The 24,356-nt window shown below is 61.0% G+C and carries 20 protein-coding genes; 1 reads left to right on the forward strand and 19 read right to left on the reverse strand.

The window, feature by feature from the left end; all coding sequences use genetic code 11:
- Together GSQ77_RS24340 and secA are read right to left on the reverse strand one after the other, a co-directional pair.
- Positions 1-619, reverse strand: a 619-nt coding sequence (locus tag GSQ77_RS24340; protein ID WP_174246505.1) for a bifunctional ornithine acetyltransferase/N-acetylglutamate synthase, incomplete at its 3' end; no start/stop codon positions are given.
- A 197-nt stretch (positions 620-816) separates the two neighbouring features.
- Positions 817-3,597, reverse strand: a complete 2,781-nt coding sequence (gene secA, locus GSQ77_RS24345; RefSeq protein WP_158906557.1) for a preprotein translocase subunit SecA — start codon at positions 3,595-3,597, stop codon at positions 817-819.
- Between the two features lie 230 nt (positions 3,598-3,827).
- Here secA and GSQ77_RS24350 point away from each other — a divergent pair, with 230 nt between their 5' ends.
- On the forward strand, positions 3,828-4,310 hold the full coding sequence (locus tag GSQ77_RS24350) for a DciA family protein (protein ID WP_158905617.1): 483 nt from the start codon (positions 3,828-3,830) through the stop codon (positions 4,308-4,310).
- A 77-nt stretch (positions 4,311-4,387) separates the two neighbouring features.
- Here the strand turns inward: GSQ77_RS24350 and lpxC are convergent, their stop codons facing one another.
- The 17 genes from lpxC to mraZ all read right to left on the reverse strand — a co-directional run bounded on the left by lpxC (position 4,388) and on the right by mraZ (position 24,063).
- A complete protein-coding gene (lpxC, locus tag GSQ77_RS24355) occupies positions 4,388-5,305 on the reverse strand; it encodes a UDP-3-O-acyl-N-acetylglucosamine deacetylase (RefSeq protein WP_158905619.1) in 918 nt (305 codons plus the stop codon).
- A gap of 362 nt (positions 5,306-5,667) precedes the next feature.
- Positions 5,668-6,168, reverse strand: coding sequence for a peroxiredoxin (locus GSQ77_RS24360; protein WP_158905621.1), 501 nt, complete (start codon positions 6,166-6,168; stop codon positions 5,668-5,670).
- Positions 6,169-6,303: 135 nt separating this feature from the next.
- Entirely contained in the window at positions 6,304-7,488 is a 1,185-nt protein-coding gene (ftsZ, locus tag GSQ77_RS24365) for a cell division protein FtsZ (protein WP_158905623.1), read from the reverse strand.
- A gap of 145 nt (positions 7,489-7,633) precedes the next feature.
- Positions 7,634-8,866: a cell division protein FtsA gene (gene ftsA, locus GSQ77_RS24370; protein ID WP_158905625.1), complete on the reverse strand. Its 1,233-nt coding sequence runs from the start codon at positions 8,864-8,866 to the stop codon at positions 7,634-7,636.
- A gap of 120 nt (positions 8,867-8,986) precedes the next feature.
- Positions 8,987-9,748 carry a cell division protein FtsQ/DivIB gene (locus GSQ77_RS24375; protein WP_158905627.1) on the reverse strand — a complete coding sequence of 254 codons (762 nt, stop codon included), beginning with the start codon at positions 9,746-9,748 and terminating at the stop codon, positions 8,987-8,989.
- A 44-nt stretch (positions 9,749-9,792) separates the two neighbouring features.
- Positions 9,793-10,749 (reverse strand): D-alanine--D-alanine ligase, encoded by a 957-nt coding sequence (locus GSQ77_RS24380; RefSeq protein WP_158905629.1) that lies wholly within the window; start codon positions 10,747-10,749, stop codon positions 9,793-9,795.
- A 126-nt stretch (positions 10,750-10,875) separates the two neighbouring features.
- Positions 10,876-12,264, reverse strand: coding sequence for a UDP-N-acetylmuramate--L-alanine ligase (gene murC / locus GSQ77_RS24385; RefSeq protein ID WP_158905631.1), 1,389 nt, complete (start codon positions 12,262-12,264; stop codon positions 10,876-10,878).
- On the reverse strand, positions 12,261-13,385 hold the full coding sequence (gene murG / locus GSQ77_RS24390; RefSeq protein WP_158905633.1) for an undecaprenyldiphospho-muramoylpentapeptide beta-N-acetylglucosaminyltransferase: 1,125 nt from the start codon (positions 13,383-13,385) through the stop codon (positions 12,261-12,263). Before murG ends, murC begins: the two co-directional genes overlap by 4 nt.
- The gene (ftsW, locus tag GSQ77_RS24395; protein ID WP_158905635.1) at positions 13,382-14,653 is read right to left on the reverse strand and encodes a putative lipid II flippase FtsW; all 1,272 of its coding nucleotides are present in this window, start codon (positions 14,651-14,653) and stop codon (positions 13,382-13,384) included. The genes murG and ftsW overlap by 4 nt, the downstream gene beginning before the upstream one ends.
- Positions 14,650-16,167 (reverse strand): UDP-N-acetylmuramoyl-L-alanine--D-glutamate ligase, encoded by a 1,518-nt coding sequence (gene murD, locus GSQ77_RS24400; RefSeq protein WP_158906559.1) that lies wholly within the window; start codon positions 16,165-16,167, stop codon positions 14,650-14,652. Before murD ends, ftsW begins: the two co-directional genes overlap by 4 nt.
- 33 nt (positions 16,168-16,200) lie before the next feature.
- Entirely contained in the window at positions 16,201-17,370 is a 1,170-nt protein-coding gene (gene mraY / locus GSQ77_RS24405; protein WP_158905637.1) for a phospho-N-acetylmuramoyl-pentapeptide-transferase, read from the reverse strand.
- 15 nt (positions 17,371-17,385) lie between these two features.
- Entirely contained in the window at positions 17,386-18,840 is a 1,455-nt protein-coding gene (gene murF / locus GSQ77_RS24410) for a UDP-N-acetylmuramoyl-tripeptide--D-alanyl-D-alanine ligase (RefSeq protein WP_158905639.1), read from the reverse strand.
- Complete coding sequence (locus tag GSQ77_RS24415; protein WP_158906561.1) at positions 18,837-20,480, reverse strand: UDP-N-acetylmuramoyl-L-alanyl-D-glutamate--2,6-diaminopimelate ligase; 1,644 nt, start codon at positions 20,478-20,480, stop codon at positions 18,837-18,839. Before GSQ77_RS24415 ends, murF begins: the two co-directional genes overlap by 4 nt.
- Positions 20,480-22,252: a penicillin-binding protein 2 gene (locus GSQ77_RS24420; RefSeq protein WP_158905641.1), complete on the reverse strand. Its 1,773-nt coding sequence runs from the start codon at positions 22,250-22,252 to the stop codon at positions 20,480-20,482. Before GSQ77_RS24420 ends, GSQ77_RS24415 begins: the two co-directional genes overlap by 1 nt.
- Entirely contained in the window at positions 22,249-22,656 is a 408-nt protein-coding gene (ftsL, locus tag GSQ77_RS24425; protein ID WP_158905643.1) for a cell division protein FtsL, read from the reverse strand. Before ftsL ends, GSQ77_RS24420 begins: the two co-directional genes overlap by 4 nt.
- On the reverse strand, positions 22,653-23,621 hold the full coding sequence (gene rsmH, locus GSQ77_RS24430; protein ID WP_158905645.1) for a 16S rRNA (cytosine(1402)-N(4))-methyltransferase RsmH: 969 nt from the start codon (positions 23,619-23,621) through the stop codon (positions 22,653-22,655). Before rsmH ends, ftsL begins: the two co-directional genes overlap by 4 nt.
- A gap of 13 nt (positions 23,622-23,634) precedes the next feature.
- Positions 23,635-24,063 (reverse strand): division/cell wall cluster transcriptional repressor MraZ, encoded by a 429-nt coding sequence (gene mraZ / locus GSQ77_RS24435; RefSeq protein ID WP_158905647.1) that lies wholly within the window; start codon positions 24,061-24,063, stop codon positions 23,635-23,637.
- Positions 24,064-24,356 lie beyond the last annotated feature (293 nt).

Below are 24,356 nucleotides of genomic sequence, written 5' to 3' on the forward strand. Positions count from 1 at the left end.
CATCGGTGGCGAGAAATCCCAGCATGGTCGCCATATTGGGCCGGATCATGCCGGCGCCCTTGCTGATCCCGCTCAACGTAACGACGTGGCCATCGATGACGACCTGCGTCGAGGCCGCTTTGGGCAACGTGTCGGTGGTCATGATGGTTTGCGCGGCGTCATACCAGTGGTCGGCCTTGCGGTTTTCCAGTGCGGCAGGCAAGCCGGCGGTAAGGCGATCGACCGGGAGCGGTTCGAGGATCACTCCGGTGGAGAAAGGCAAAATCTGTTCGGGTGCAAGCCCCATCAGCCGGGCCAACACCGAGCAGGTTTCGCGGGTCGCGCGCATGCCGGGTTCCCCGGTGCCAGCATTGGCGTTGCCGGTATTGATGACGAGTGCGCGTATGCCGGGTTGGTTCGGCTCGCTCGCGCGCGCCAGATGCTCGCGGCAAACCGTAACTGGCGCGGCGCAAAAGCGGTTGGCGGTAAATACGCCGGCGACGCTCGCGCCCGGCTCCAGCGATATCACCAGCAGATCTTTGCGATCTTGCTTGCGAATAGCGGCCTGAGCCCAGCCCAGCGTGACGCCAGCCACGGGGTGCAGTTCGGTGGGGACGATTTCGGGGAAATTGACAGCCATAGTGGTGTGCGATTCGAAGAGGTTCAGCGAGGCACGCAACCCCAGGTAGTTGGGCGGGCATGTAGATGTGCCGGCGTGCTGCGTAAGAAAACTGTGCTGCGTAATCTGTGCTGCGCGGTATGTATTGCGTTCTACGTGCTGCGCGTTGCATGCAGGAAATGAACGGTGTGGCAGGGCGCGCGGGCCCCGCCGCCCGATTATTCCAGCTTTCCGTGACAGTGCTTGAATTTCTTGCCGCTACCGCAAGGGCAAGGATCGTTGCGTCCCACTTTCGCCATCGCGGCCGGAGAGACCGCGGCAGCGGCAGCTCCAGCGGCGGTGGCGATCGCAGCAGCGGTCACGGTGGCAGTTCCGCCTTCGGGTTCTTCATCGAAACCGGCATGCTGATACTCGACGTTTTCAAGCGGCGCCTCTTCAAACTGCTCTGCCACCTCTTCCAGTTGCTCCGGCGACTGCACCTGCACGTTCATGACTATGCGGGTCACTTCCTGCTTGATCGAGTCCAGCAGTTCCGAGAAGAGTTCGAACGCCTCGCGCTTGTATTCCTGCTTGGGGTTCTTCTGCGCGTACCCGCGCAAATGGATGCCCTGACGTAAATGATCGAGCGCCGCCAAATGTTCGCGCCAGCGATTGTCGAGCGTTTGCAACATGATCGAGCGCTCGAAACCGCTGAAACCTTCTCGGCCCACCAGCTCGACCTTGTTCTGATACGCCGCTTCCGCAGCGTCGAGCACTACGGCCAGGATATCCTCCTGGTCGATGGTGTCGGACTCCTGCACCATGTCCACGAGGTGGGTCTGGAGTTGCCATTCGTCGCGCAGCACCTGCTCGAGCGCCGGAAGATCCCATTGCTCCTCGATGCTTTCGGCCGGCACAAAGACGTGAACCAGATCCGAAAACACACCCTGGCGCATCGCCACGATGGTGTCCGAAATATCGGTGGCTTCCAGCAACTCATTGCGCTGTTGGTAGATGACCTTGCGCTGGTCGTTGGCCACATCGTCATATTCGAGCAACTGCTTCCGAATATCGAAGTTGCGCGCCTCAACCTTGCGCTGGGCCGATTCGATCGAGCGGGTAACGATACCGGCTTCGATCGGCTCGCCCTCGGGCATTTTTAGCCGGTCCATGATGGCGCGAACCCGATCGCCCGCGAAAATCCGCAACAGCGGATCTTCCAACGACAGGTAGAAGCGCGACGAACCGGGGTCGCCCTGGCGAGCCGCACGGCCGCGCAGTTGGTTGTCGATACGACGCGACTCATGCCGCTCGGTGCCGATGATGTGCAATCCGCCTGCCGCTTTGACAGCGTCGTGCAACGCTTGCCACTCGTCATGGATCGCCTGGATGCGACGCTGCTTCTCTTGCGGCTCGAGCGCCGGATCGGCTTCGATGAAACCGGCCTGCTTTTCGGCATTGCCACCCAGCACGATGTCGGTACCGCGCCCGGCCATGTTGGTCGCGATCGTAATGCGCTTGGGACGGCCCGCTTCGGCGACGATTTCGGCTTCCCGCGCATGCTGCTTGGCGTTGAGCACCTCGTGCGGCAGCTTGGCCTCATCGAGCAGACGCGACAGCAACTCCGAGCTTTCGATCGAGGTCGTGCCCACCAACACCGGCTGATTACGCTCGAAGCAATCGCGAATATCGCGGATCACGGCTTCGTAACGCTCTTGCGCCGTTTTGTAAATCTGATCCTGCTTGTCGATACGGCGATTCACCCGATTGGTCGGGATCACGACCGTTTCCAGTCCGTAGATTTCCTGGAATTCGTACGCTTCCGTATCCGCCGTGCCGGTCATGCCGGAGAGCTTGCGGTACATGCGGAAGTAGTTCTGGAACGTAATCGACGCGAGCGTCTGATTTTCGTGCTGGATCTTGACGCCTTCCTTGGCCTCGACCGCCTGGTGCAGCCCTTCGGACCAGCGCCGCCCGGACATCAGGCGACCGGTGAATTCATCGACGATGACCACTTCGTCGTTCTGCACCACATAGTGCTGATCGCGGAAGAACAACGTGTGCCCGCGCAAAGCGGCATAGACGTGATGCATCAAGGTAATGTTCTGCGGCGCATACAGGCTCTCGCCTTCGGCGATCAAGCCCCACTCGGACAGCAGCTTTTCCGCTTTTTCGTGACCACGTTCGGTCAGAAAAACCTGGCGCGCTTTTTCGTCCAGCGTGTAGTCGCCGGGTACTTCGACGCCGGTTCCATCCGCTTTCTCTTCGCCGATCTGGCGCTCGAGCAGGGCCGGCAGCGAATTCATGCGCACATACAATTCGGTGTGATCTTCGGCCTGCCCCGAAATAATCAACGGCGTGCGGGCCTCGTCGATCAAGATCGAATCCACTTCGTCGACGACGGCGAAGTTCAAGGTCCGCTGTACGCGTGCGCCGACGTCGTACACCATGTTGTCGCGCAGGTAGTCGAAGCCGAATTCGTTATTCGTACCGTAAGTGATATCGGCGGCGTAAGCCTGCTGCTTTTCCTCGTGCTCCATCTGCGACAGGTTGATACCTACCGACAAACCGAGAAAGTTGTACAGGCGAGCCATCCACTCGGCGTCGCGGCGGGCAAGGTAATCGTTCACCGTCACCACATGCACGCCCTGCCCGGACAAGGCGTTCAGATAGGCGGCCAGCGTCGCAACCAGGGTTTTACCTTCGCCCGTGCGCATTTCGGCGATTTTGCCGAAATGCAGAACCATCCCGCCGATCAGCTGGACATCGAAGTGACGCATCTTCAAAACGCGGCGGCTCGCCTCGCGACAGACGGCGAAAGCCTCGGGCAAGAGTGCATCCAGGGGTTCGCCGCCCGCCACGCGTTCCCGAAATTCGTCGGTTTTGGCGCGCAGCTGTTCGTCGCTAAGCGCCTCGATCTCAGGCTCAAGAGCGTTGATCGTTACGACGGTTTTCTGGTACTGCTTGACGAGGCGCTGGTTGCGGCTGCCAAAGATGGCTTTTAGAAGTCCGGAAATCATCGGGTCGATATCTGCGTCGTGGCGGCGCTTCGGCGGCAAATACATTGCGTCCGAAGCACGATGCCCTTCGACTTGGGCCTGTAGGTTCAAAGAACGGGTATTCTATCATTGAGAATGTTCGCGCCATGGGTCCGCGGGTGGCGCGCGACGAATTAAGCGAGACAGATCCCCAAAGTGCACGTTCCAGCCACGGTCGTGCCATTACCACCGTTGCTCCGAGTGTGTCCAGAATGAGCTTTACGCCTTACAAGAAACCTGCCAAACCCCGTACAGCGATTGCCGTGCTCGACTTGCTCGACCGCAGCGACGCGCTGGGCCGGTTACGCGTGGGCGTCCAGCAAGTAACGGCCTTGCATCAGGATCTGGTGCGATTTTTACCCGACTATTTGGCGCCGAATGTCGAAGCGGGGTCCATCAAGGACGGTGTGTTGACCCTGCTGACAGGTCACAGCGCGCTCGCCGCCCGGCTGCGTCATCTGGAACCGGGGCTGGTTGACCAATTGCAGCAACGCGGGTGGCCGCTGCACAAGCTGAAAATCAAGGTGAAGCCACTGCCGGGGGCCGCCCCGGCGCCGGCGCCCAAACCGCCGCTGAGCTCGGCGGCGCTCGTTTCGCTGCGTGCGCTCTCGTCAGTGCTAGGGTCGTCGCCGTTACAGGAATCGCTGCAGCGCATGATCGCGCACCATGAAGCGGGGCGCGCTGAAAAGCGCTAAGCCGCATTTCATCCCTGAAATGCAAAACGCCCCGCATTTAGCAAGGGCGCTTCTCGTTTAGAACTCTGGTTTGCCCGTCAGACAAAGGCAGTCTGCGCATCGAACGAAAAACCGCGCGGCGCTGCCTGCGTGTCTTCGAAGGAGACGATTTCGTAAGCGTCCTCGTGCGCCAGCAACTCCCGCAATAGCGCATTGTTCAAGCCATGGCCCGACTTGAACGCCGTGTACGAAGCGATCAACGGATGTCCGAGCACATACAAATCACCGATTGCGTCGAGCATCTTGTGCTTGACGAACTCATCGTCATAACGCAAGCCGTCGTTGTTCAGGATCCGATACTCGTCAAGCACGATGGCGTTATCCATGCTGCCGCCGCGAGCCAACCCCAGTTCACGCATCATTTCGACTTCGTGCGCAAAACCGAAAGTACGCGCCCGTGCGATCTCACGCGAGTACGACACATCGGCCAGGTCGATCTCGAGTTCCTGCCCGGTCTTGTCGACCGCAGGGTGGCTGAAATCGATGGTGAATTTGAGTTTGAAACCGAAGAACGGTTCCAGCCGGGCAAACTTGTCGCCCTCGCGCACTTCGACAGCACGCTTGACCCGAACGAACTTCTTCGCCGCAGGCTGCTCTTCAATACCGGCCGACTGAATCAAAAACACAAACGACGCTGCGCTGCCGTCCATGATGGGAATTTCTTCAGCGGTCACGTCGACGTACAGATTGTCGATGCCCAGTCCGGCACAAGCCGACATCAGATGTTCGACCGTCGATACCCGCGCGCCATCCTTCTGTAGGACAGAAGCCAAGCGTGTATCGCCGATGCTCGTCGCGGACGCGGGAATCTCGACCGGCGTAGCCAAGTCGGTGCGCGTAAAGACAATACCGGTATTGGGACCTGCCGGACGCAGCGTCAAATGCACTTTGCGTCCGGAATGCAACCCGATTCCGGTGGTCTTGACGATAGCTTTAATGGTGCGTTGCTTCAACATTCTGGCTTAGCTTTTATTAATTATTCCAATCGGAAATTCGTAGCTCATAGCTGTTTCATACCGGTGATTATACCTATGTGCCCGACTTCCTGCCCCCTGAACTTGTTTCGTCCTGTTACAGCGCGAGTCTGCGACCGGCACGGAGGCACGACCGGCCGCAGACCCACCCTTGCAAACTCGGGCTCCAGGCGAACGCCGCCTCAAGAAGGCGATTTTCCTGCAGCCTGTACCACTGGGACAACACGCCCACCCAAGGTGTTCCCTCGGGGTTCCCCGATCCTTACCTGTTCAGGATGGAATCCAACCCGAATCCAACTCAGATCCGAAGTCAATCCCAAGCCGATCCAGAACAGATCGGCGTCTTACAGGGCGCCCAGCACAGCGGTCGCGGCACTCGCTTCAAACTTGCCGGGTGCTTCGACGAACAGTGACTTGACCATACCGTCCTCGACGATCATCGCGTAGCGCTGGGAACGAATGCCCATGCCACGCGCCGACAAATCCTGATCCAGACCGAGCGCTCGGGTGAATTCCGCGCTACCGTCCGCCATCATGCGCACCTTGCCCGCGGTGTGCTGATCGCGTCCCCACGCACCCATCACGAACGCATCGTTGACCGAGACGCACCAGATTTCATCGACACCCTTGGCGCGCAATGCGTCGTAGTGTTCGATGTAGCCTGGCACATGTTTGGCTGAGCAAGTCGGCGTAAACGCACCGGGCAAGCCGAATATCACAATCCGCTTGCCGCTCGCCAACTCCCGCGCCTTGAATGCGTTCGGGCCGATGGTGCAACCCTGCTGTTCACTGTCATAGAACTCGTACAGCGTTGCGCCTGGAAGACTATCGCCGGTCTGAATCATGCTTGATCCTTGAAAACAGTTCGATTAGTTCAATCTACGCCATGAATCGGCTGCACAACGCGAAGGGGGCAATCACCCCTCCGGGCCTTTAGCCGGATTCAATTTTACCAAAACGGCGGTTTTGCCGCCGAACGATCAGTCCGCTTGCTTGCGCAAGAAAGCCGGAATATCGTACGTGTCCACGCCCTTTTCCTGCAGCGCAGCCACATGCGCCGACGCGGTTTCACGCGAGCTGCGCCATACCGCCGGCGTATCCAGCGCGCCGTAATCGGTCATGGTGCTCGGATTCACTTGCTGGTTGGACATCACCGGGATGTTATCGGTACCCGTCTTGAGCAGCGTCATCGGTGCTGCCTGAGCTTTTTTCGCGGCACGTCCCAGGCCGGTCGCCACCACCGTCACGCGCAGTGCATCGCCCATCGCGTCGTCATAAACCGCACCGAAGATCACCGTCGCGTCTTCCGCGGCGTAGCTCTTGATCGTGTTCATGACTTCGCGCGTTTCGGACAGACGCAGTGAACGGCTCGAGGTGATATTCACCAGCACCCCACGTGCGCCCGACAGATCCACACCTTCCAGCAGCGGGCTCGCAACTGCCTGTTCGGCCGCCAGACGCGCGCGATCGACGCCGGACACGGTCGCCGTGCCCATCATCGCTTTGCCTTGCTCACCCATTACCGTCTTGACGTCTTCGAAGTCGACGTTCACCAGACCATCGACATTGATGATCTCGGCGATGCCGGCAACCGCGTTGTGCAGCACGTCGTCCGCGCACTGGAAGCACTTGTCCATCTCAGCATCGTCGCCCATGACTTCGAACAATTTGTCATTGAGCACCACGATCAGCGAGTCGACATTGTCTTCAAGCTGCTGCGAACCCGCCTCAGCGACGCGCATGCGCTTGCCGCCTTCGAATTCGAACGGCTTGGAGACGACCCCCACAGTGAGAATGCCCATTTCCTTGGCAATCTCCGCGACCACCGGTGCAGCTCCCGTGCCGGTGCCGCCACCCATGCCTGCGGTGATGAACACCATGTGCGCGCCGCGCAATGCATCGGCGATGCGCTCGCGCGCTTCTTCCGCCGCAGCACGTCCCATTTCCGGCTTGGCGCCAGCGCCCAGACCGGTTTTACCCAATTGCAGCACGGTATCTGCCTTGGAGCGGCTCAACGCCTGCGCATCGGTGTTCATGCAAATGAAATCAACACCCTGCACACCGCGGTTGATCATGTGCTGCACCGCATTGCCACCTGCACCACCGACGCCCACCACTTTAATGATGGTGCCGTTGGTTTCCGTTTCCAACATCTGGAATTCCATTTGATTGCCTCCGTCAAGAATCTAACAACATCACTCGGCTTTACTCAGCTAGAGATCGGGCAACCTCTTTGCTGCACGCCAGCAGCCGCAACCAGCGCGAATGAACCTTTACAGCGATAAACCCAAACCAAAAATCAAAGCAAAATCAGAAATTGCCAAGGAACCAGTCCTTCATGCGTCCAAACACCTGGCCCATCGAACCCGATTGAACAGCGACCTTGCGGCCGCGCAAGCGTTGCGAACGCCCCTCGAGCAGCAGGCCCATCGCCGTCGAAAAACGCGGATTGCGCACCACGTCGGCCAAACCGCCGAGATATTCCGGCACACCGATACGCACAGGCTTGAGGAACATGTCCTCGCCCAGCTCCACCATGCCGGCCATCATGGCCGCGCCGCCCGTGAGCACCACGCCCGACGACAACAGCTCTTCGTAGCCCGACTCGCGCACCACCTGCTGCACCAGAGAAAACAATTCCTCCACGCGCGGCTCGATCACAGCGGCGAGAGCCTGGCGCGACAGCGTGCGCGGACCGCGCTCGCCCAGCCCAGGCACTTCGATCATTTCGTCCGCATCGGCCAGCGCCTGCTTGGCGATCCCGTGACTGACCTTGATGTCTTCCGCGTCGGGGGTCGGCGTGCGCAAGGCCATCGCAATGTCGCTGGTGATCTGATCGCCGGCGATCGGGATCACCGCGGTATGGCGGATCGCGCCTTCGCTGAAAATGGCGATGTCGGTCGTGCCGCCGCCGATGTCGACCAGCACGACGCCGAGTTCTTTCTCGTCCTCGGTGAGCACCGCGAGGCTGGACGCCAACGGTTGCAGGATCAGGTCGTTGACTTCAAGACCGCAGCGACGCACGCACTTGACGATGTTCTGAGCCGCCGAAACCGCGCCGGTCACGATATGAACCTTGACCTCCAGGCGTATCCCGCTCATGCCAATCGGTTCTCGCACGTCTTCCTGGCCGTCGATGATGAATTCCTGGGTCAGGATATGCAGCACCTGCTGGTCGGTCGGAATGTTGATCGCCTTGGCGGTTTCGATCACACGCGCCACGTCGGCCTGGGTGACTTCCTTGTCCTTGATCGCCACCATCCCGCTCGAATTGAAACTGCGGATGTGGCTGCCGGCGATCCCCGTGAACACGTTGGTAATCTTGCAATCGGCCATCAACTCCGCTTCTTCGAGCGCGCGTTGAATTGACTGGACAGTTGCCTCGATGTTGACGACCACGCCCTTTTTGAGCCCTTTGGACTCGCTCTGGCCCAGGCCGATCACTTCGTAGTGGCCCTCCCCCTTCAACTCGGCGACTACGGCGACAACTTTCGAAGTGCCGATATCGAGCGCGACAAGCAGGTCTTTATAGTCTTTACTCATAGCGTCCTGACTCTTTGCGTGTGTGCGTGTGTGCGTCCGTAAGTAGCGCCAACCAGCCGGCACAAGAGCGCCGGCATGAATTCGCACCGCTGGATTTCCTCAACAGATCGTTTGTCTGATTCATTTTTTAACTTTTCCGTCTGCCGGATCCGGAATAAAGCGGACCCCGGCAACCCGCACTGCAAAACCGTTGGGGTAGCGCAAATCGACTGACTCGATCTGCTTGCCCCAGCGTTGCGTTACATCGGACCACGCGGAAATCAAGCGATTGGAACGCTTCAAGAGCGTGTCCTCGTTACGCTCGCGACCCAGCTCGATTTCCATGCCGTCCGAAAACTTCACGCTCCATGCATAACGCGGCGAAAGCGTGACTTCGACTGGCTTTACGCCCAAAGGCGCGAACCATTCGACAAACTGGTGGTACTTCGTTATGACATCCTTGGCGCTACCATCGGGCCCGTCGAGCGCGGGCAAATCGTCGTCGGCCAATTCATCCTGGTTCACGGTAAATAGCTCGCCGCTCGTGCTCACCAACTGATCGCTGCCCCAGGTGCCCAGCGGCTTGTACTCTTCCAGCGTCACAGCCAGCCGGTCCGGCCATACACGGCGAATGCCCGCGCGCCGCACCCACGGCATCGATTCAAAGGCGGCCCGCGCCACATCGAGGTTCGCGGTAAAGAAATTGCCGCGCACGTGGCCGATGATGCTGGCGCGCACAGTCGGCATATTGATGTGCTCGACATCGCCGTCGATCTGAATCTCGTGCAGTGTGAACATCGGCCGCTGGATCAGCCACACGGCGGCGCCGGCCAGCAATAGCCCGGCCGCCAGCGCATAAAGCATGCTGGCGATCAGGTTGAGCTGGCGAACGTTTTGCCACATGTGCGAAATATCCGTGATTCAAATAGTCGAATTAAATAGCCGCATCAAATCGATGCAGCGGCAGGCTTAAGCGTGAGCGCCAACACGCTCAATACCAGTGCCTCGTAACTGATGCCCACTGCACGCGCCGCCTTTGGCGGCAGCGAATGATCGGTCATCCCCGGCGCGGTGTTCACTTCCAGGAAATACGGTTGGCCGTGGCCATCGATCATGAAATCGGCGCGGCCCCAATCGGAACAACCCAGCACCGCGAAAGCCTGTCGCGCCAGAATTTTCAGCCGCGCTTCTTCGCTTTCACCCAGGCCGCACGGAATCAGATACTGCGTTTTATCGGACAAATACTTCGCGTCGTAATCGTAGAACTCGCCCGGCGGAACGATCCGGATGATAGGCAGATCGAGTTCGCCTGCGATCGACAGCGTGTACTCGCCGCCACCTTCGATGCTTTGCTCCACCACGATCACCGAGTCGTACGCCGCGGCCTCGGCGAGTGCTGCGGCTAGCGCATCGGCGGCTTTCACCTTGATGACGGCAACGCTCGATCCTTCGCACGCCGGTTTGACGAATAGCGGCAGACCCAGTTTGTGGACGATGTCGTGCGCGCGTTGTGCGTAATCGTCGCCACGCATGACCACTTCGAACGGCGGCGTGGGTATGCCGCATTGCTGCCACACGAGCTTGCTGCGGAATTTGTCCATGCCCAGCGCCGAGCCCAGCACGCCGGTTCCCGTATAACGTATGCCGAGGAATTCGAGCGCGCCCTGCAGCGTGCCGTTTTCGCCGTAGCCGCCATGCAAGGCATTGAATGCGCGCACGAAGCCTTCCTGCTTGAGTTCGAAAATCGAACGTTCGCTCGGATCGAACGCATGCGCATCGACACCGGCCGCCTGCAGGGCTGCCAAAACCAGGCTTCCGGATTTGAGCGACACTTCGCGCTCGGCGGACACCCCGCCGAGCAGGACCGCTACTTTGCCAAATTGTTTCGGATCGATGCTGCTCATTTCATAACCTCTAGTCTCGAACTCTGCTCGCTAACGTTCATTGCTGACCCGTTGGTTCCTGCTGCTTGATGCTGCTTGATGCTGCTCGCTACTCAGTGCCGCTTGATCGCGCTGCTAATCCTGTTGCTAACCCTGCGGCTGCGCCAGCAATATCGGCACCGTGCCCACGGACCCGGCGCCCATCGTGATGATCACGTCGCCATCCTGCGCGATGGTCGTGACCGCCTCCGGCACCGCATCCACCGCGTCGACAAAAATCGGCTCGAGCCGGCCAGCGACGCGGATCGCACGCGCCAACGCTCGCCCATCGGCCGCGACGATCGGCGCCTCGCCGGCTGCGTACACTTCGGTCAACACCAGCGCGTCCACAGTCGACAGCACCTGGACAAAATCCTCGAAGCAATCGCGCGTGCGGGTATAGCGATGCGGCTGAAATGCGAGCACTAAACGCCGCCCCGGGAAGGCGCCGCGCGCGGCCGCGATCGTGGCCGCCATCTCGACCGGGTGGTGGCCGTAGTCGTCCACCAGGGTGTAGGTGCCCCCGCTGGCCAACGGGATTTCACCGAAACGCTGGAAGCGTCGGCCCACGCCATTGAACTCCTTGAGGGCACGCTGAATATCGGCGTCCACCACTTCGAGTTCGGTGGCGATGGCGATCGCCGCCAAAGCGTTCTGCACGTTGTGCGTGCCCGGCAGATTCAATTCGATATCGAGCGGCGCGCAATCTTCGCGCATCACCGTAAAACGCATCATCCCGTCGTGCGCCGAAACGTTCACGGCGCGCACTTCGGCGTCGGCCGCGAAGCCGTAGCGGATGATGGGCTTGGATACGAAGGGCAAAATCTCGCGCACACTCGGATCGTCCACGCATAGCACCGCGATGCCGTAAAACGGCAAGCGTTGCGTGAATTCGATAAACGCCTGCTTCAGCCGCGCGAAATCGTGGCCGTAGGTGTCCATGTGATCGGCATCGATATTGGTGATGACCTCGATCACGGGAAACAGGTTGAGAAACGACGCATCCGACTCGTCGGCCTCGGCCACGATAAAGTCGCCGGTGCCCAGCCTGGCGTTTGCGCCCGCGCTGTTGAGCCGTCCACCGATGACAAAGGTGGGGTCCAGACCGCCCGCGCCGAGGACGCTCGCGACCAAACTGGTCGTGGTGGTCTTGCCGTGCGTGCCGGCAATCGCGATGCCCTGCTTCAAGCGCATCAATTCGGCAAGCATGACCGCACGCGGCACGATAGGGATGTTGCGCTGGCGCGCAGCCAATACCTCAGGGTTGTCGCTGCGCACTGCCGTCGAAACCACCACGGCGTTGGCGCCTTCGATATTGCCCGCGTCATGGCCCTGCGCCACCTTCGCACCCAGCGCGACCAGCCGCTCGGTGATCGCGTTGCGCCCGAGATCCGAGCCGCTCACTTTGTAGCCCAGATTGAGCAGCACCTCGGCGATGCCACTCATGCCGACGCCGCCGATCCCGACAAAATGAATATTCTTGACGATGTGTTTCATGAGAGTCCTTTCACGGTGTGCTGCGACCGTGCATCGGCCATTGCCGCGCAAACCTGCGCAACGCGCTCGGTCGCGGCCGGCTTGGCCAGCGTGCGTGCGCGCACCGCAAGTTCGAGCAAAGAGCTGCGCGTCTGGATGGCCAACCAGTCCGCGAGCTTCTCAACCGATAAATCGCGTTGCTGGACTGCCAGCGCCGCTTGATGTTCTGTGAGGAATGCCGCGTTAGCGGTTTGATGATCGTCGACGGCGTGCGGAAACGGCACGAACAGTGCGGCCACGCCCACCGCGGCAATCTCGGCAATGGTCATCGCGCCCGCGCGGCAGATCACCAGATCGGCCTGCGAGTAGGCTTGCGCCATATCGTCGATAAACGGCACGAGCTTGATCGAATGCTGCGGGTCGGCAAGCAACCCAGCATCGGCGTAGTTTTCACTTAGTGCGGCCAAGTGCTTGGCGCCCGCCTGATGCGTCACGACGGGGCGTGCCGCGAGCGGCAACAACGCCAAGGCCTTGGGCACCACTTCATTGAGCGCCGTGGCGCCGAGGCTACCGCCCACCACCAGCAGACGCAACGGTCCGCTGCGTTCGGCATAGCGCTGCGCCGGCGCCGGCAGATCGCTGAGCTCGGCACGGATCGGGTTGCCGGTCCATTCGGCGTTCGGTAACGCATCGGGAAAGGCGACCAGCGTGCATCGCGCAATTTTTGCCAGCACGCGGTTAGCCAGGCCGGCGATCGAATTCTGTTCATGCAGTACCAACGCACGCCCCGACATGACGGTCATCAGACCGGCCGGGAACGTGATGTAACCGCCCATGCCGAGTACCACGTCGGGCTGCACGCGCCGCAGGATGCGCCGGCTCTGTGCACACGCGCGCAGCAAGTTGAACGGCAACGCCAGCTTGGCGCGCAGGCCTTTGCCGCGCAGCCCGCCAAAGCGCACGTACTCCATCGGAAATTGGTACTTGGGCACCAGCGTCGCTTCCATGCCTTCCGGATGCCCGAGCCACACCACGCGCCAGCCGTGCGCACGCATCCACTCGGCCACCGCCAGGCCGGGAAAGACGTGCCCGCCGGTGCCACCGGCCATGACCATCAGAGTCCGCTGGGCGGTGGCGGTCATACCTTGCCCCCGCGCATCAGCACACGATTTTCATAGTCGACGCGCATCAGCAGCGAAATCGCGACGCAGTTCAACAAAATGCCGGAGCCACCGTAACTGACCAGCGGCAAGGTCAGCCCCTTGGTTGGCAACAGTCCGAGGTTCACGCCCATGTTGATAAACGCTTGCACGCCGATCCAGATACCGATGCCTTGCGCGACCAGGCCGGCGAACGTGCGGTCCAGCGCCAATGCCTGCCGGCCGATTTCGAACGCGCGGCGTACGATCCAATAGAACAGCAAGATGACGATCAACACGCCGACAAAACCGAGCTCTTCGCCAATCACGGCGAGGATGAAGTCGGTGTGGGCTTCGGGCAGATAGTTGAGTTTCTCGACACTGCCGCCCAACCCTACGCCGAACCATTCACCGCGGCCGAACGCGATCAGCGAGTGGGTCAATTGATAAGCCTTGCCCTGCGCGTATTGCTCCTGCCACGGGTCGAGGTAAGCGAAGATCCGTTCGCGACGCCACGGCGACGCCCAGACCAGCAAGCTAAACGTGCCTACCGCGGTCATCACCAGACCGCCGAACAACTTGCCGTTCACCCCCCCCAGGAACAGCACGCCCATGGCGATTGCCGCCACGACCATGAACGCGCCCATGTCGGGTTCGAGCAGCAGCAGCGCGCCGACCAGGCCCACTGCGATCGCCATCGGCAAGAAACCTTTGCCGATGCTGTGCATGTATTGCTGCTTGCGCACCGTGTAGTTGGCCGCGTAAATCGTCACGGCCAGCTTCATGATTTCCGACGGCTGCATATTGGTGATGCCCAGCGGAATCCAGCGGCGCGCGCCGTTCACCCCTTTGCCCAGATGTGGAACCAGTACGATGATCAGCAGCACCAGCGTCGCCAGGAACAACTTCGGCGCCATCTTCTCCCAGACCTTGACCGGGGTGCGAAAACCGATCGCAGCGCCCGCCAGCCCCGTGACCAGCGAGATGATGTGGCGCACCAGAAAATGGTAGTCGCGATAGGACGCGTACTTGGGCGAATCCGGCATCGCGATGGAGGCCGAATACACCATGACCAAGCCCAGGCCCAGCAGCGCAATCGTCACCCACAGCAGCGCCTGGTCATACTCGCGCAGGTTTGAGCGGATCGGCCCCACGCCGTTGACGATATCGGACAGGCCGCCGGCTCCCGAACCGGAATACGTCGCCGCATTCGTTTCGGTGAGCCCTTGCGGGCCGGAAAGACGATCCCACATACGTGCGATCAGGCTCATAGCATGATCCCCTGGTCGGCTGCCAATTGGTCGACAGCGTGCCGGAACACTTCGGCACGATGGGCATAACTGCGGAACATGTCGAAGCTTGCGCAAGCCGGCGAGAGCAAGACGGCTTCGCCGGGCTGAGCCAGTACGGCAGCGCGTCGCACCGCTTCTTCCAGCGTGGCGCAGTCGGTCATCGGCACATCGGTATCTTCGAGTGCTGCGCGCAGCAGTGCCGCATCGCGTCCGATCAGCAAGACTGCCCGGCACCAGCGCGCCACGGGAGCCGCGAGCGGCGAGAAATCCTGGCCCTTGCCTTCGCCGCCGACGATCAACACGGTTCTTTGCGCCAGCCCGTCGAGCGCGGCCACAGTGGCGCCGACGTTGGTGCCCTTGCTGTCGTCGACGAAGTCGACGCCGTTCAACGCGGCGATCAGCTCGACCCGGTGCGGCTCGCCTCGATATTCGCGCAGGCCATGCAACATTGCGGCCAGCGGCAAGCCGATCGCCTGGCACAACGCGAGCGCGGCCATAGCGTTCGCGGCATTGTGCGAGCCGCGGATGTGCAATGCATCGACCGGCATCAGGCGCTTGACGGCGATATCGGGCCCGGCTTGCGCGGTACGACTGCGACGGCGCACCGGTGCCGCTTCAGTACCGGTGCCTTCGGAGCGCTCGCGTCTATCTTCCGCGCGCACCAGCCAGACCATGCCGCCGTCGCGATCGAGACCGTAATCGCCATCGTTTTCCGGCGCGCTCAACCCGAAGGTGATCAGACTCGCGTATTCGCCGGCGGTGGCCAGCGCATAGGCGCGTGCATCGTCGCGATTGGCCACTCGTATCGTGGCCGGTGCGAAAATCTTGCCCTTGGCGGCGGCATAGGTGTCGAAGCTGCCGTGCCAATCGAGATGATCCTGTGTCAGATTCAGCACCGTGGCCGCACGTGCGGTGAAGGTATGCGCCGTTTCCAGTTGGAAACTCGACAGCTCCAGGACCCACACTTGTGGCAGTGTTGCGCCGTCGATCGCGTCGATCAGCTTGTCGAGCAGCGACGGGCTGATGTTGCCCGCGACCGCGACGCTCTTGCCGGACCGCGCGACCAGCATGCCGGTCAGCGCCGTGGTGGTGGTCTTGCCGTTGGTGCCGGTGATCGCCAGAACATCGGGCTGGTAACCGCTTTCTCCGAGCGTCGCGAGAGCCTGTGCGAAAAACTCCAGTTCGCCCCAGACAGGAATGCCACGCTCGCGCGCAGCGCTGAGCAGTTCGGCATTTTCGGGCGCATCGGGTGACAGGCCCGGGCTGATTGCGATCAAATCGGTTGCGGTGTCCAACAACCCGGGCGTGAACAGGCCCGAGATAAACTCGAGATCCTGGCCCAGCGTCGGCAGCGTCGCCAAGCCGGGGGGAGTTGACCGGGTGTCGGCAATGCGCACGCGGCAGCCGTGCCGAATGCACCAGCGCGCCATCGCCAGACCCGATTCCCCGAGTCCTAGCACCAGCACGGCCGGACGTTGCATTTCACCGAACATCGATCTGTTCACGCTTTCCATGACTTCTTCGCTTTACCGCAGTTTCAGGGTCGACAGACCCACCAGAACCAGCATCAAGGTGACGATCCAGAACCGCACCACAACTTGCGTTTCTTTCCATCCCGACAATTCAAAATGGTGATGCAGCGGCGCCATCTTGAAGATGCGCCGCCCTTCGCCGTAGCGGCGCTTGGTGTATTTGAACCAGCTCACCTGCAACATCACCGAGAACGTTTCGGCTACGAATACGCCGCCCATGATGAACAGCACGATTTCCTGCCGCACGATCACGGCGACCGTTCCCAGCGCGCCACCCAGCGCCAACGCTCCGACGTCGCCCATGAAGACTTGGGCGGGGTGCGTGTTGTACCAGAGGAAAGCCAGCCCGGCGCCCGAGAGCGCGGAACAGAAGATCAGCAATTCTCCGGCGCCGGGGATATGCGGGAACAGCAGGTATTTCGAATACACCGCACTGCCCATGACGTAGGCGAACACACCGAGCGCGGCGCCCACCAGCACGACCGGCATGATCACCAAGCCGTCCAGGCCATCGGTAAGATTCACCGCATTGCTCGAACCGACGATCACCAGGTAAGTCAGGCCGATAAAGCCAAACACGCCGAGCGGGTAGCGTATCGATTTGAAAAACGGCAGCAGCAGATCGGCGCGTGCCGGCAGCGAGATCGACATGCCGCCGCGCACCCAGTCCATGAAAAGGTTGAACACCCGAACGTTGTTGGCCTCGGATACGCTGAACGCGAGGTAGACGGCGGCGAACAGGCCGATCACCGATTGCCAGAAATACTTTTCGCGCGACGACATGCCGCGCGGATCTTTATGAACCACTTTGCGGTAGTCGTCGACCCAGCCGATCAGCCCGAAGCCGAACGTGACCAGCAGCACGATCCAGATAAATCGGTTGGTCAGATCGGCCCACAGTAGCGTCGACACCGCGATGCCGATCAATATCAGCACGCCGCCCATGGTGGGCGTGCCCGATTTGATCAGATGCGTTTGCGGACCATTGGTGCGCACCGCTTGGCCGACCTTCAACGCGGTCAGCTTGCGGATCACCCATGGGCCGGAAATAAGACCGATCATCAGCGCGGTGATGGCCGCCATCACCGCCCGAAAGGTCAGATAACTGATCACGCGCAAAAAGCTTGCGTCATTCTGCAGCCATTGCGCCAGCGCCAGTAGCATGCTCGGATCCTTAAATCAGTGGGCAGCGGGCTGCGCGCCCGGTGCTTGAGGTGTTGTGGGCGCGGTGAGTGCTTCCACCACGCGCTCCATGCGCATAAATCGCGAGCCTTTCACCAGCAGGGTCGATACGGCGCTCAGGCCCGCCGTATCTAGCAAATGCGCTGGCAAATGCCCCAGCAAATACTCCAGCAACGCCTCGACGGAGGCGAAATGATGGCCGTGCGCGCCAAATGCCTGGCACGCCTCGGTACTGGCCGGCCCTAAGGCCAACAAGATTTCGATGCCGCCGTCGCGCGCGAACTTGCCGATCTCGCGATGAAATTCCGGGCCGTGATCGCCCACTTCCCCCATATCGCCGATGACCAGCACACGGGGTGCCGGTTGAGCGGCAAGCACGGCGATCGCTGCGCGCATCGAATCGGGATTCGCGTTGTAGGTGTCGTCGATGACCGTGGCGCCTGCCAGCGGTGCAACGGTCGCTGTTTTGACTTGCAAGCGCCCTTTGACCGACTCGAAGCTTTCCAGCCCGCGCTTGACGGCGTCGAGATCGACGCCCGCCGCGAGCGCCGCCGCCACCGCCGCCAGCGCGTTGCGCGCGTTATGCTCACCGAGCACATTGAGGACGATTTCGCGTTCACCCTGCGGTGTGCTCACGCTGAGCACACGACCGTCGCGCAAACTGCCGCTGACCTGCGCCTGCGCGGCGGTCAATACTTGGCCGGGCGCTGCGAGCGCGAACTCGAGCACCTGACGGCCGGCCGCGGCCGTGCGCCAGATCGCCGAGTAGGTATCGTCAGCGGGATAAATCGCCACGCCATCTTCGGGTAACGCATGGATGACCGTGGCATGCTCGAGCGCCACCGCTTCGACCGTCGCCATGAATTCCTGATGCTCGCGCTGCGCATTGTTGACCAGTGCGATGTTCGGCTGTGCCAGCGCCGCGAGCACGCCCGTCTCGCCCGGGTGATTCATGCCCAGCTCCACGACGGCCAAGCGATGCTCGGGCCGCAAGCGCAATAGTGTGAGCGGCACCCCGATTTCATTGTTCAGGTTGCCGCGCGTAGCGAGCCGGCCAGCTTCGCCCGCAGCCGCTGCGAAAATCGCGGCGATCATTTCCTTGACGGTGGTTTTGCCGTTGCTTCCAGTGACCGCAACCAGCGGAATCGCAAAGCGGCCGCGCCAGCCGCGCGCCAGTTCACCCAGTGCGCGCAAGGTATCGGGTACTTGCAGCGTAGGCACGCTCCAGTCTTGCGGTACGCGCGCAGCCAGCACCGCCGAGACGCCGCGCGCGGCAACTTCGGGCAGGAAGTCGTGGGCATCGAAACGCTCGCCTTTGAGCGCGACGAACAGGTCGCCGGGGCCAGCCGTGCGGCTGTCGGTCGAGATCCGCTCGAACGCCGCCTGGGCATCGCCGAGCAGCCGAACATCGGCGAGCAAGCAGCCTGCCTGTTCAAGAGTAAGGAATGTCATTCGGCGTCTCCGCGGGTTTGGGTCGCACGGGCCGCCAGCGCCAGTAAAGCGTGATCGTGATCCGAGAACGGTCGTTTTTTTCCGGCGATTTCCTGCGTGGCTTCATGACCCTTGCCGGCCAAAACGATCAAGTCGTCCAAGCTCGCGGCACGAATCGCCTGCAGGATTGCAATCGCCCGATCTTCGACTCTTCTCGCCTGTGCCGGTTCACGCATTCCGGCAGCAATTTGGTCAATGATTGCGGCAGCCGGCTCGCTGCGCGGGTTGTCGCTGGTCAGTACCACCTGGTCGGCGAAACGCTCGGCGATGGCACCCATCAAGGGACGTTTGGTGGCATCGCGATCGCCGCCGCAACCGAATACGCAGATCAATTGGCCGCCGCGTTGTTGCGCCACCGGACGCAACGCCAGCAAGGTCTTTTCGAGGGCGTCCGGGGTATGGGCGTAGTCGATCACCACCAGCGGCTCGCTGTGTTGACCGCGACCGCCGACGCGCTGCATCCGTCCCTCGACCGGTGCGAGGGCCGCCAATTGCGTCAGCGCCACATCGAACGGAATATCGGCCGCGAGCAAAGCGCCGAGCACGGCCAGTAGATTGCTGACGTTGAATTCGCCCAGCGTCGCGACCTCGACTTCGGCACGGCCCCAGTCGCTGTGCAGCGTGAACGCGGTGCCGTGAGGCGTGGCGTGAATCGCGCTCGCGCTCAGGTGTTTTTCGCCTGGCGTTTTGCTGTTCGCTTGGTCCTGTGCGTGGTCCTTGGCGTCCCCCGACTTCTTGCCGCGCTTTTGGCCCTGTGCATCAGCGCCCGACTCCAAACCATACGCAATCACACTGACGTGACCCTGTACCTGCCGCATCTGCTTCAACAAGCGACGGCCCGCTGCGTCATCGCGATTGATGACGGCGTGACGCAGCCCAGACCAACGGAACAAAGTCGCTTTGGCCGCTTCGTAAGCGCCCAGCGTGCCGTGATAATCCAGATGATCTTGCGAAAGATTGGTAAATACAGCGATGTCGAAGGCTACCCCGTTCACCCGCCCTTGATGCAGCGCATGGGACGAGACTTCCATCGACACGGCACGTGCGCCCGCGTCGCGCAACTCGGCGAGACTGCGCTGCAATTGGGGAGCGTTGGGGGTAGTGAATCCGGTTGCCACCAACTTTCCGGGCAAGCCGCTTCCCAACGTACCGACGATCGCGCAGGGCACGCCCGCCGCGGCCAATGCCTGGGCGATCCAGTGGCTGCACGAGGTTTTGCCATTGGTACCGGTGATGCCGATCAGTTGCAGCGCTTCGCTAGGTTCGCCATACCACGCGGCGGCGATCGGGCCTGCGAGCTGATCCAGGTGCGCCAGCGGCAACGCCGGGGTATTCGCCTGCTCAAGCTTCGAAGCGGGATAACCGTCCGGCTGATAAAGCACCGCCACCGCGCCGCGTTCGATCGCGTTCAGGATATGCGGGCGGTTGTCAGCGCCATCGACTACATACGCGACGAATACGTCCCCAGCCTGCACCGCACGGCTGTCCGAAACCAGATTGGCGCTAGCCGCGGCGTGCCGATGCAGCCACTCGAGCGCTTGGGCCACGGTAGCGTGCAGCGCCGGATCGGCGCTTCCGTAGCGCACGGTCGGCTGGCGCATCATCGTACCGCTCCCGTTGTCGGCGGCGGCGCACTGCTGGCCGTCATCACCATCGGCTTGACCGGCACATCGGGCGCCACATTCAGTGCCCGCAGCGTGTCGCCCGTGATACTGGAAAATACAGGACCCGCCACCTGGCCGCCAAAGTGCGAACCGCTGGTCGGATTGTCGATTGAGACGGCGACGATGATGCGCGGGTTCGACATCGGTGCAATACCGACGAACGACGCCCGATAGTTGGAGTGATCGTACCCGTGCGCGGTATGTTTATAGGCGGTGCCCGTCTTGCCGCCGATGCTGTAGCCTGGAACCTGGACGGTCGCGGCCGTCCCGCCTGCCGCTACGACGTTCTCGAGCATTTTGCGGATCTCAGCAGCGGTCTCGGGTGCAATCACTTGCGGGCCGGACACCGTCTGACCGTCGGTCTTGAACAGGCTCAGCGGGATCAACTGGCCATTGTGCGCAAAGATGGTGTATGCATGCGCCAACTGGAACAGCGAAACCGACACGCCATAGCCGTATGCCATGGTCGCCTGCTCGATGCGACGCCAATCTTTCCAGGGACGCAGACGGCCAGCGACGGTCCCGGGGAAGCCGATCTTCGGCGCTTGCCCGAGCCCTACGCTAGTGAACATGTTCCACATCTCTTCGGGACGCAACTGCAGCGCGATTTTCGTGGTGCCGATATTGCTGGATTTCTGGATCACGCCGGCAACCGTCAAGACGCCAAAGTTGCTATCGTCGGTAATGGTCGCGCCATCCAGCGTAAAACGCCCCGGAGACGTGTTGACGATGGTGTCCGGGGTGACCCGGTGTAGGTCGAGCGCAAGCGAAATCGTGATCGGCTTGAGAATCGAACCGGGTTCGAACGAATCGGTCAGGACCCGATTGCGCAACTGCTCGCCGGTCAGACGACTACGGTCGTTCGGGTTGTAGGTCGGATAGTTGGCCAGCGCCAACACTTCGCCTGTGCGCACGTCGACGACCATGGCCGCCCCAGCGTGCGCCTTGGTGAGATCCACCGCAGTTTTCAGTGCGTTAAACGCCGCATACTGGATCTTGCTGTCCAGTGCCAGGGTAATATCCTTGCCGTCGCGTGGGATGGCTAGCTCGTCGACGTCCTCAATGGAGCGCCCCAACCGGTCCTTGATCACGCGGCGGCTGCCCGGCACACCGACCAAAGTCTTTTGCTGGGCCAATTCGATGCCGTCCTGGCCTTCGTCCTCAATATTGGTAAAGCCCACCATGTGGGCTGTGACTTCGCCTTCCGGGTAAAAGCGCTCATATTCCTTGCGCTGTGAAAAGCCCGGTATATCGAGGGCGGCAACCTTGTCGGCGACGTCGTTCGGAACCTGGCGCTTGATGTAGACGAAGCTCTTGTCTTCACCGAGCTTCACATGCAGCTCTTTTTGCGTCATACCGAGCAGCTTGCCCACTTGGTTCAGCTTATCGGGGCTCAGATCGTCGGGCACGTCTTCGGGGATCGCCCAGATTGCCCGTACCGGCAAGCTGGTCGCTAGCACCACGCCATTGCGGTCGACGATCTTGCCGCGCGTGGCCGGCAATTCGATCGTGCGCAAATAGCGACTTTCGCCTTGCTTCTGATAGAAGCTGTTGCCGGGCCCCTGGATCCAGAAAGCACGTGCGGTAAGCGCAAAGAACGCCATGAACAGCGTGAACACGACGAATTTCGAACGCCACATGGGCAGACGCACCGACAGCACAGGGCTGGCGGAAAACCTCACGTTCTTGCCGGAAGCGTTCTTTTTCATGGCCGCGCTCCGGAAACTGCCAGCGGCGCGCTGTTCGGCAGCGATGTCACGACGACGGGGGAAGCGCCTGTACCGACCAAGCCACTCGCCGCAGCACTGGCCACCACATCGGCCGATGCGCCCGTTTCGACGTCGCCCGCGACATGGGTAACCAGATATTGGGTACGGCCCGACGTGACCGGCTGCATTTTCAGCGTGTCTTGCGCTGCGCGTTCGATCAGCGTGGCTTTGGACAGCGCGCCTTGGCGATATTGCAGCTCGGACCAGTCCTGGGCGAGCTGGTGCTCTTCGCTCTGAGCGCGGCCCAGTGCGATAAATAACTCACGTTGATGGTTGGTGGCGTTGATGACCGACAGCGCACAGCCCACCACCAAGAACAACAATAAGGTATTGAAGCGGCTCATGCAGCCACCCGTTCGGCTACACGCATGACAGCGGAACGCGAGCGCGGATTGGCCGCCACCTCCGCATCGCTTGCCTTGACGCGACCCAGCAATTTCATCGGAGGCACCGGCAGATCGACGGCCCGTATCGGCAAGCGGCGATCGATTTCAGGCCCCTTCGCCTGCGCCTGCATGAAGCGCTTGACGATACGGTCCTCCAGCGAATGAAAGCTGATGACCACCAGCCGCCCCCCTTGCGCAAGCATTTCTGCTGCAACCTCAAGCGTTACTTGCAGCTCCGCAAGCTCTTGATTGACGTGAATCCGTAAAGCCTGAAAGGTGCGGGTTGCCGGATTCTGCCCCTTCTCGCGGGTCCTGACGACGTTAGCCACGATCTCGGCAAGCTCACGCGTGCTGGCGAGAGGCCCGAGGCGCTCGGATTCTGCCCTGCGAGCAATAAGCGCCTTTGCAATCTGAACAGCAAACCGTTCTTCCCCATAATCGCGTATGACCTCCGTCAGTTCCTGCTGGGTTGCCCGTGCCAACCATTGCGCGGCGGATTCACCGCGCGTGGTGTCCATCCGCATATCGAGCGGACCGTCAAAACGAAAACTGAAGCCGCGCGCAGGATCGTCGATTTGAGGTGACGACACCCCAAGATCGAGCAAGATGCCCGCGACCTTTTCAATGCCGCGCCCCGCCAATTCCTCACGCAACGCGGCAAAGCTTTCATGCACAATCTCGAAACGCCCGTCGCCGAGCTCGCTTGCCGCGGCAATGGCCTGCGGATCTTTGTCGAACGCGATCAGGCGGCCGCCGCTGTCGAGCTGCTCGAGGATTTTGCGGCTGTGACCGCCACGCCCGAACGTGCCGTCCACGTACAGTCCGTCACGACGCCACACGAGCGCATCCACCGCTTCGTGCAGCAATACTGTCTGATGCTGCAAGCTCGATTGCTGCAACTGGGTTCCGTCCGCGTTCGCCATTTCGAGCTCGCGATCAGAAAGTAAAATTCTTGAGGGCATCTGGCATGCCTTGCGCCATCGCGGCCTGTTCCTTGGCCGCGTACGTCTGCGCATCCCAGACCTCAAAGTGCTTGCCCATGCCCAACAACATGACTTCTTTGTCGAGCGCGGCAGCCATGCGCAATTCAGGTGAAATCAGTACTCGCCCGGAGCCATCGACATCGACATCGGAAGCATTACCCAGGAAAATTCGGCGCCACCAGTGCGCGTCCATCGGCAAAGCTGCGATCTTGTCGCGAAAAACTTCCCATTCAGGGCGTGGAAAAAGCAACAGGCAGCCGTCGGGGTGCTTGGTAATCGTCACCCGGCCTTCCGCCTGCCCTTGCAGCGCTTCGCGATAGCGAGACGGGACCGACATCCGTCCTTTCGCATCGAGAGTTAGCGCTGACGCCCCTTGGAACACGTGATTCTCCTTTTGGAGCGCTATCCAGCGGCTCCCACCTAACTGCTCGACTCGTCGAATTCGGGGGAAATATCACACAAAAATGCACTTTCCCACACTGTTTCCCACTTTAGAGGAACGGTTATCCCGGGTCAAGCACGGTAGCGACTTTTTAATCAAGTTTTGTTTGCTAGAACAATGACTTAGCGGGATGACCTAAAGGAGATTTTTTGAAAAAATGCTTAAGAATTAACGTGATAATCAGATTTGTGAATGTGAAGGATGAGGTATTGCCGCGAATGCCCTGTTGTTTG

It is taken from the genome of Burkholderia sp. L27(2015), from assembly GCF_009765705.1.
Classification (GTDB): domain Bacteria; phylum Pseudomonadota; class Gammaproteobacteria; order Burkholderiales; family Burkholderiaceae; genus LMUX01.

Bases quoted from the DNA above. Each gene is read 5' to 3' on its own strand.
- ftsL (WP_158905643.1), bottom strand. From the start codon at position 22,656: ATGAGCCGCTTCAATACCTTATTGTTGTTCTTGGTGGTGGGCTGTGCG.
- GSQ77_RS24360 (WP_158905621.1), bottom strand. From the start codon at position 6,168: ATGATTCAGACCGGCGATAGTCTTCCAGGCGCAACGCTGTACGAGTTC.
- GSQ77_RS24375 (WP_158905627.1), bottom strand. From the start codon at position 9,748: ATGTGGCAAAACGTTCGCCAGCTCAACCTGATCGCCAGCATGCTTTAT.
- GSQ77_RS24380 (WP_158905629.1), bottom strand. From the start codon at position 10,749: ATGAGCAGCATCGATCCGAAACAATTTGGCAAAGTAGCGGTCCTGCTC.
- rsmH (WP_158905645.1), bottom strand. From the start codon at position 23,621: ATGGCGAACGCGGACGGAACCCAGTTGCAGCAATCGAGCTTGCAGCAT.
- lpxC (WP_158905619.1), bottom strand. From the start codon at position 5,305: ATGTTGAAGCAACGCACCATTAAAGCTATCGTCAAGACCACCGGAATC.
- GSQ77_RS24350 (WP_158905617.1), top strand. From the start codon at position 3,828: ATGAGCTTTACGCCTTACAAGAAACCTGCCAAACCCCGTACAGCGATT.
- GSQ77_RS24415 (WP_158906561.1), bottom strand. From the start codon at position 20,480: ATGCGCCAGCCGACCGTGCGCTACGGAAGCGCCGATCCGGCGCTGCAC.
- GSQ77_RS24420 (WP_158905641.1), bottom strand. From the start codon at position 22,252: ATGAAAAAGAACGCTTCCGGCAAGAACGTGAGGTTTTCCGCCAGCCCT.
- murG (WP_158905633.1), bottom strand. From the start codon at position 13,385: ATGACCGCCACCGCCCAGCGGACTCTGATGGTCATGGCCGGTGGCACC.
- ftsA (WP_158905625.1), bottom strand. From the start codon at position 8,866: ATGAGTAAAGACTATAAAGACCTGCTTGTCGCGCTCGATATCGGCACT.
- murD (WP_158906559.1), bottom strand. From the start codon at position 16,167: ATGTTCGGTGAAATGCAACGTCCGGCCGTGCTGGTGCTAGGACTCGGG.
- murF (WP_158905639.1), bottom strand. From the start codon at position 18,840: ATGACATTCCTTACTCTTGAACAGGCAGGCTGCTTGCTCGCCGATGTT.
- murC (WP_158905631.1), bottom strand. From the start codon at position 12,264: ATGAAACACATCGTCAAGAATATTCATTTTGTCGGGATCGGCGGCGTC.
- mraY (WP_158905637.1), bottom strand. From the start codon at position 17,370: ATGCTACTGGCGCTGGCGCAATGGCTGCAGAATGACGCAAGCTTTTTG.
- ftsZ (WP_158905623.1), bottom strand. From the start codon at position 7,488: ATGGAATTCCAGATGTTGGAAACGGAAACCAACGGCACCATCATTAAA.
- ftsW (WP_158905635.1), bottom strand. From the start codon at position 14,653: ATGAGCCTGATCGCACGTATGTGGGATCGTCTTTCCGGCCCGCAAGGG.
- secA (WP_158906557.1), bottom strand. From the start codon at position 3,597: ATGATTTCCGGACTTCTAAAAGCCATCTTTGGCAGCCGCAACCAGCGC.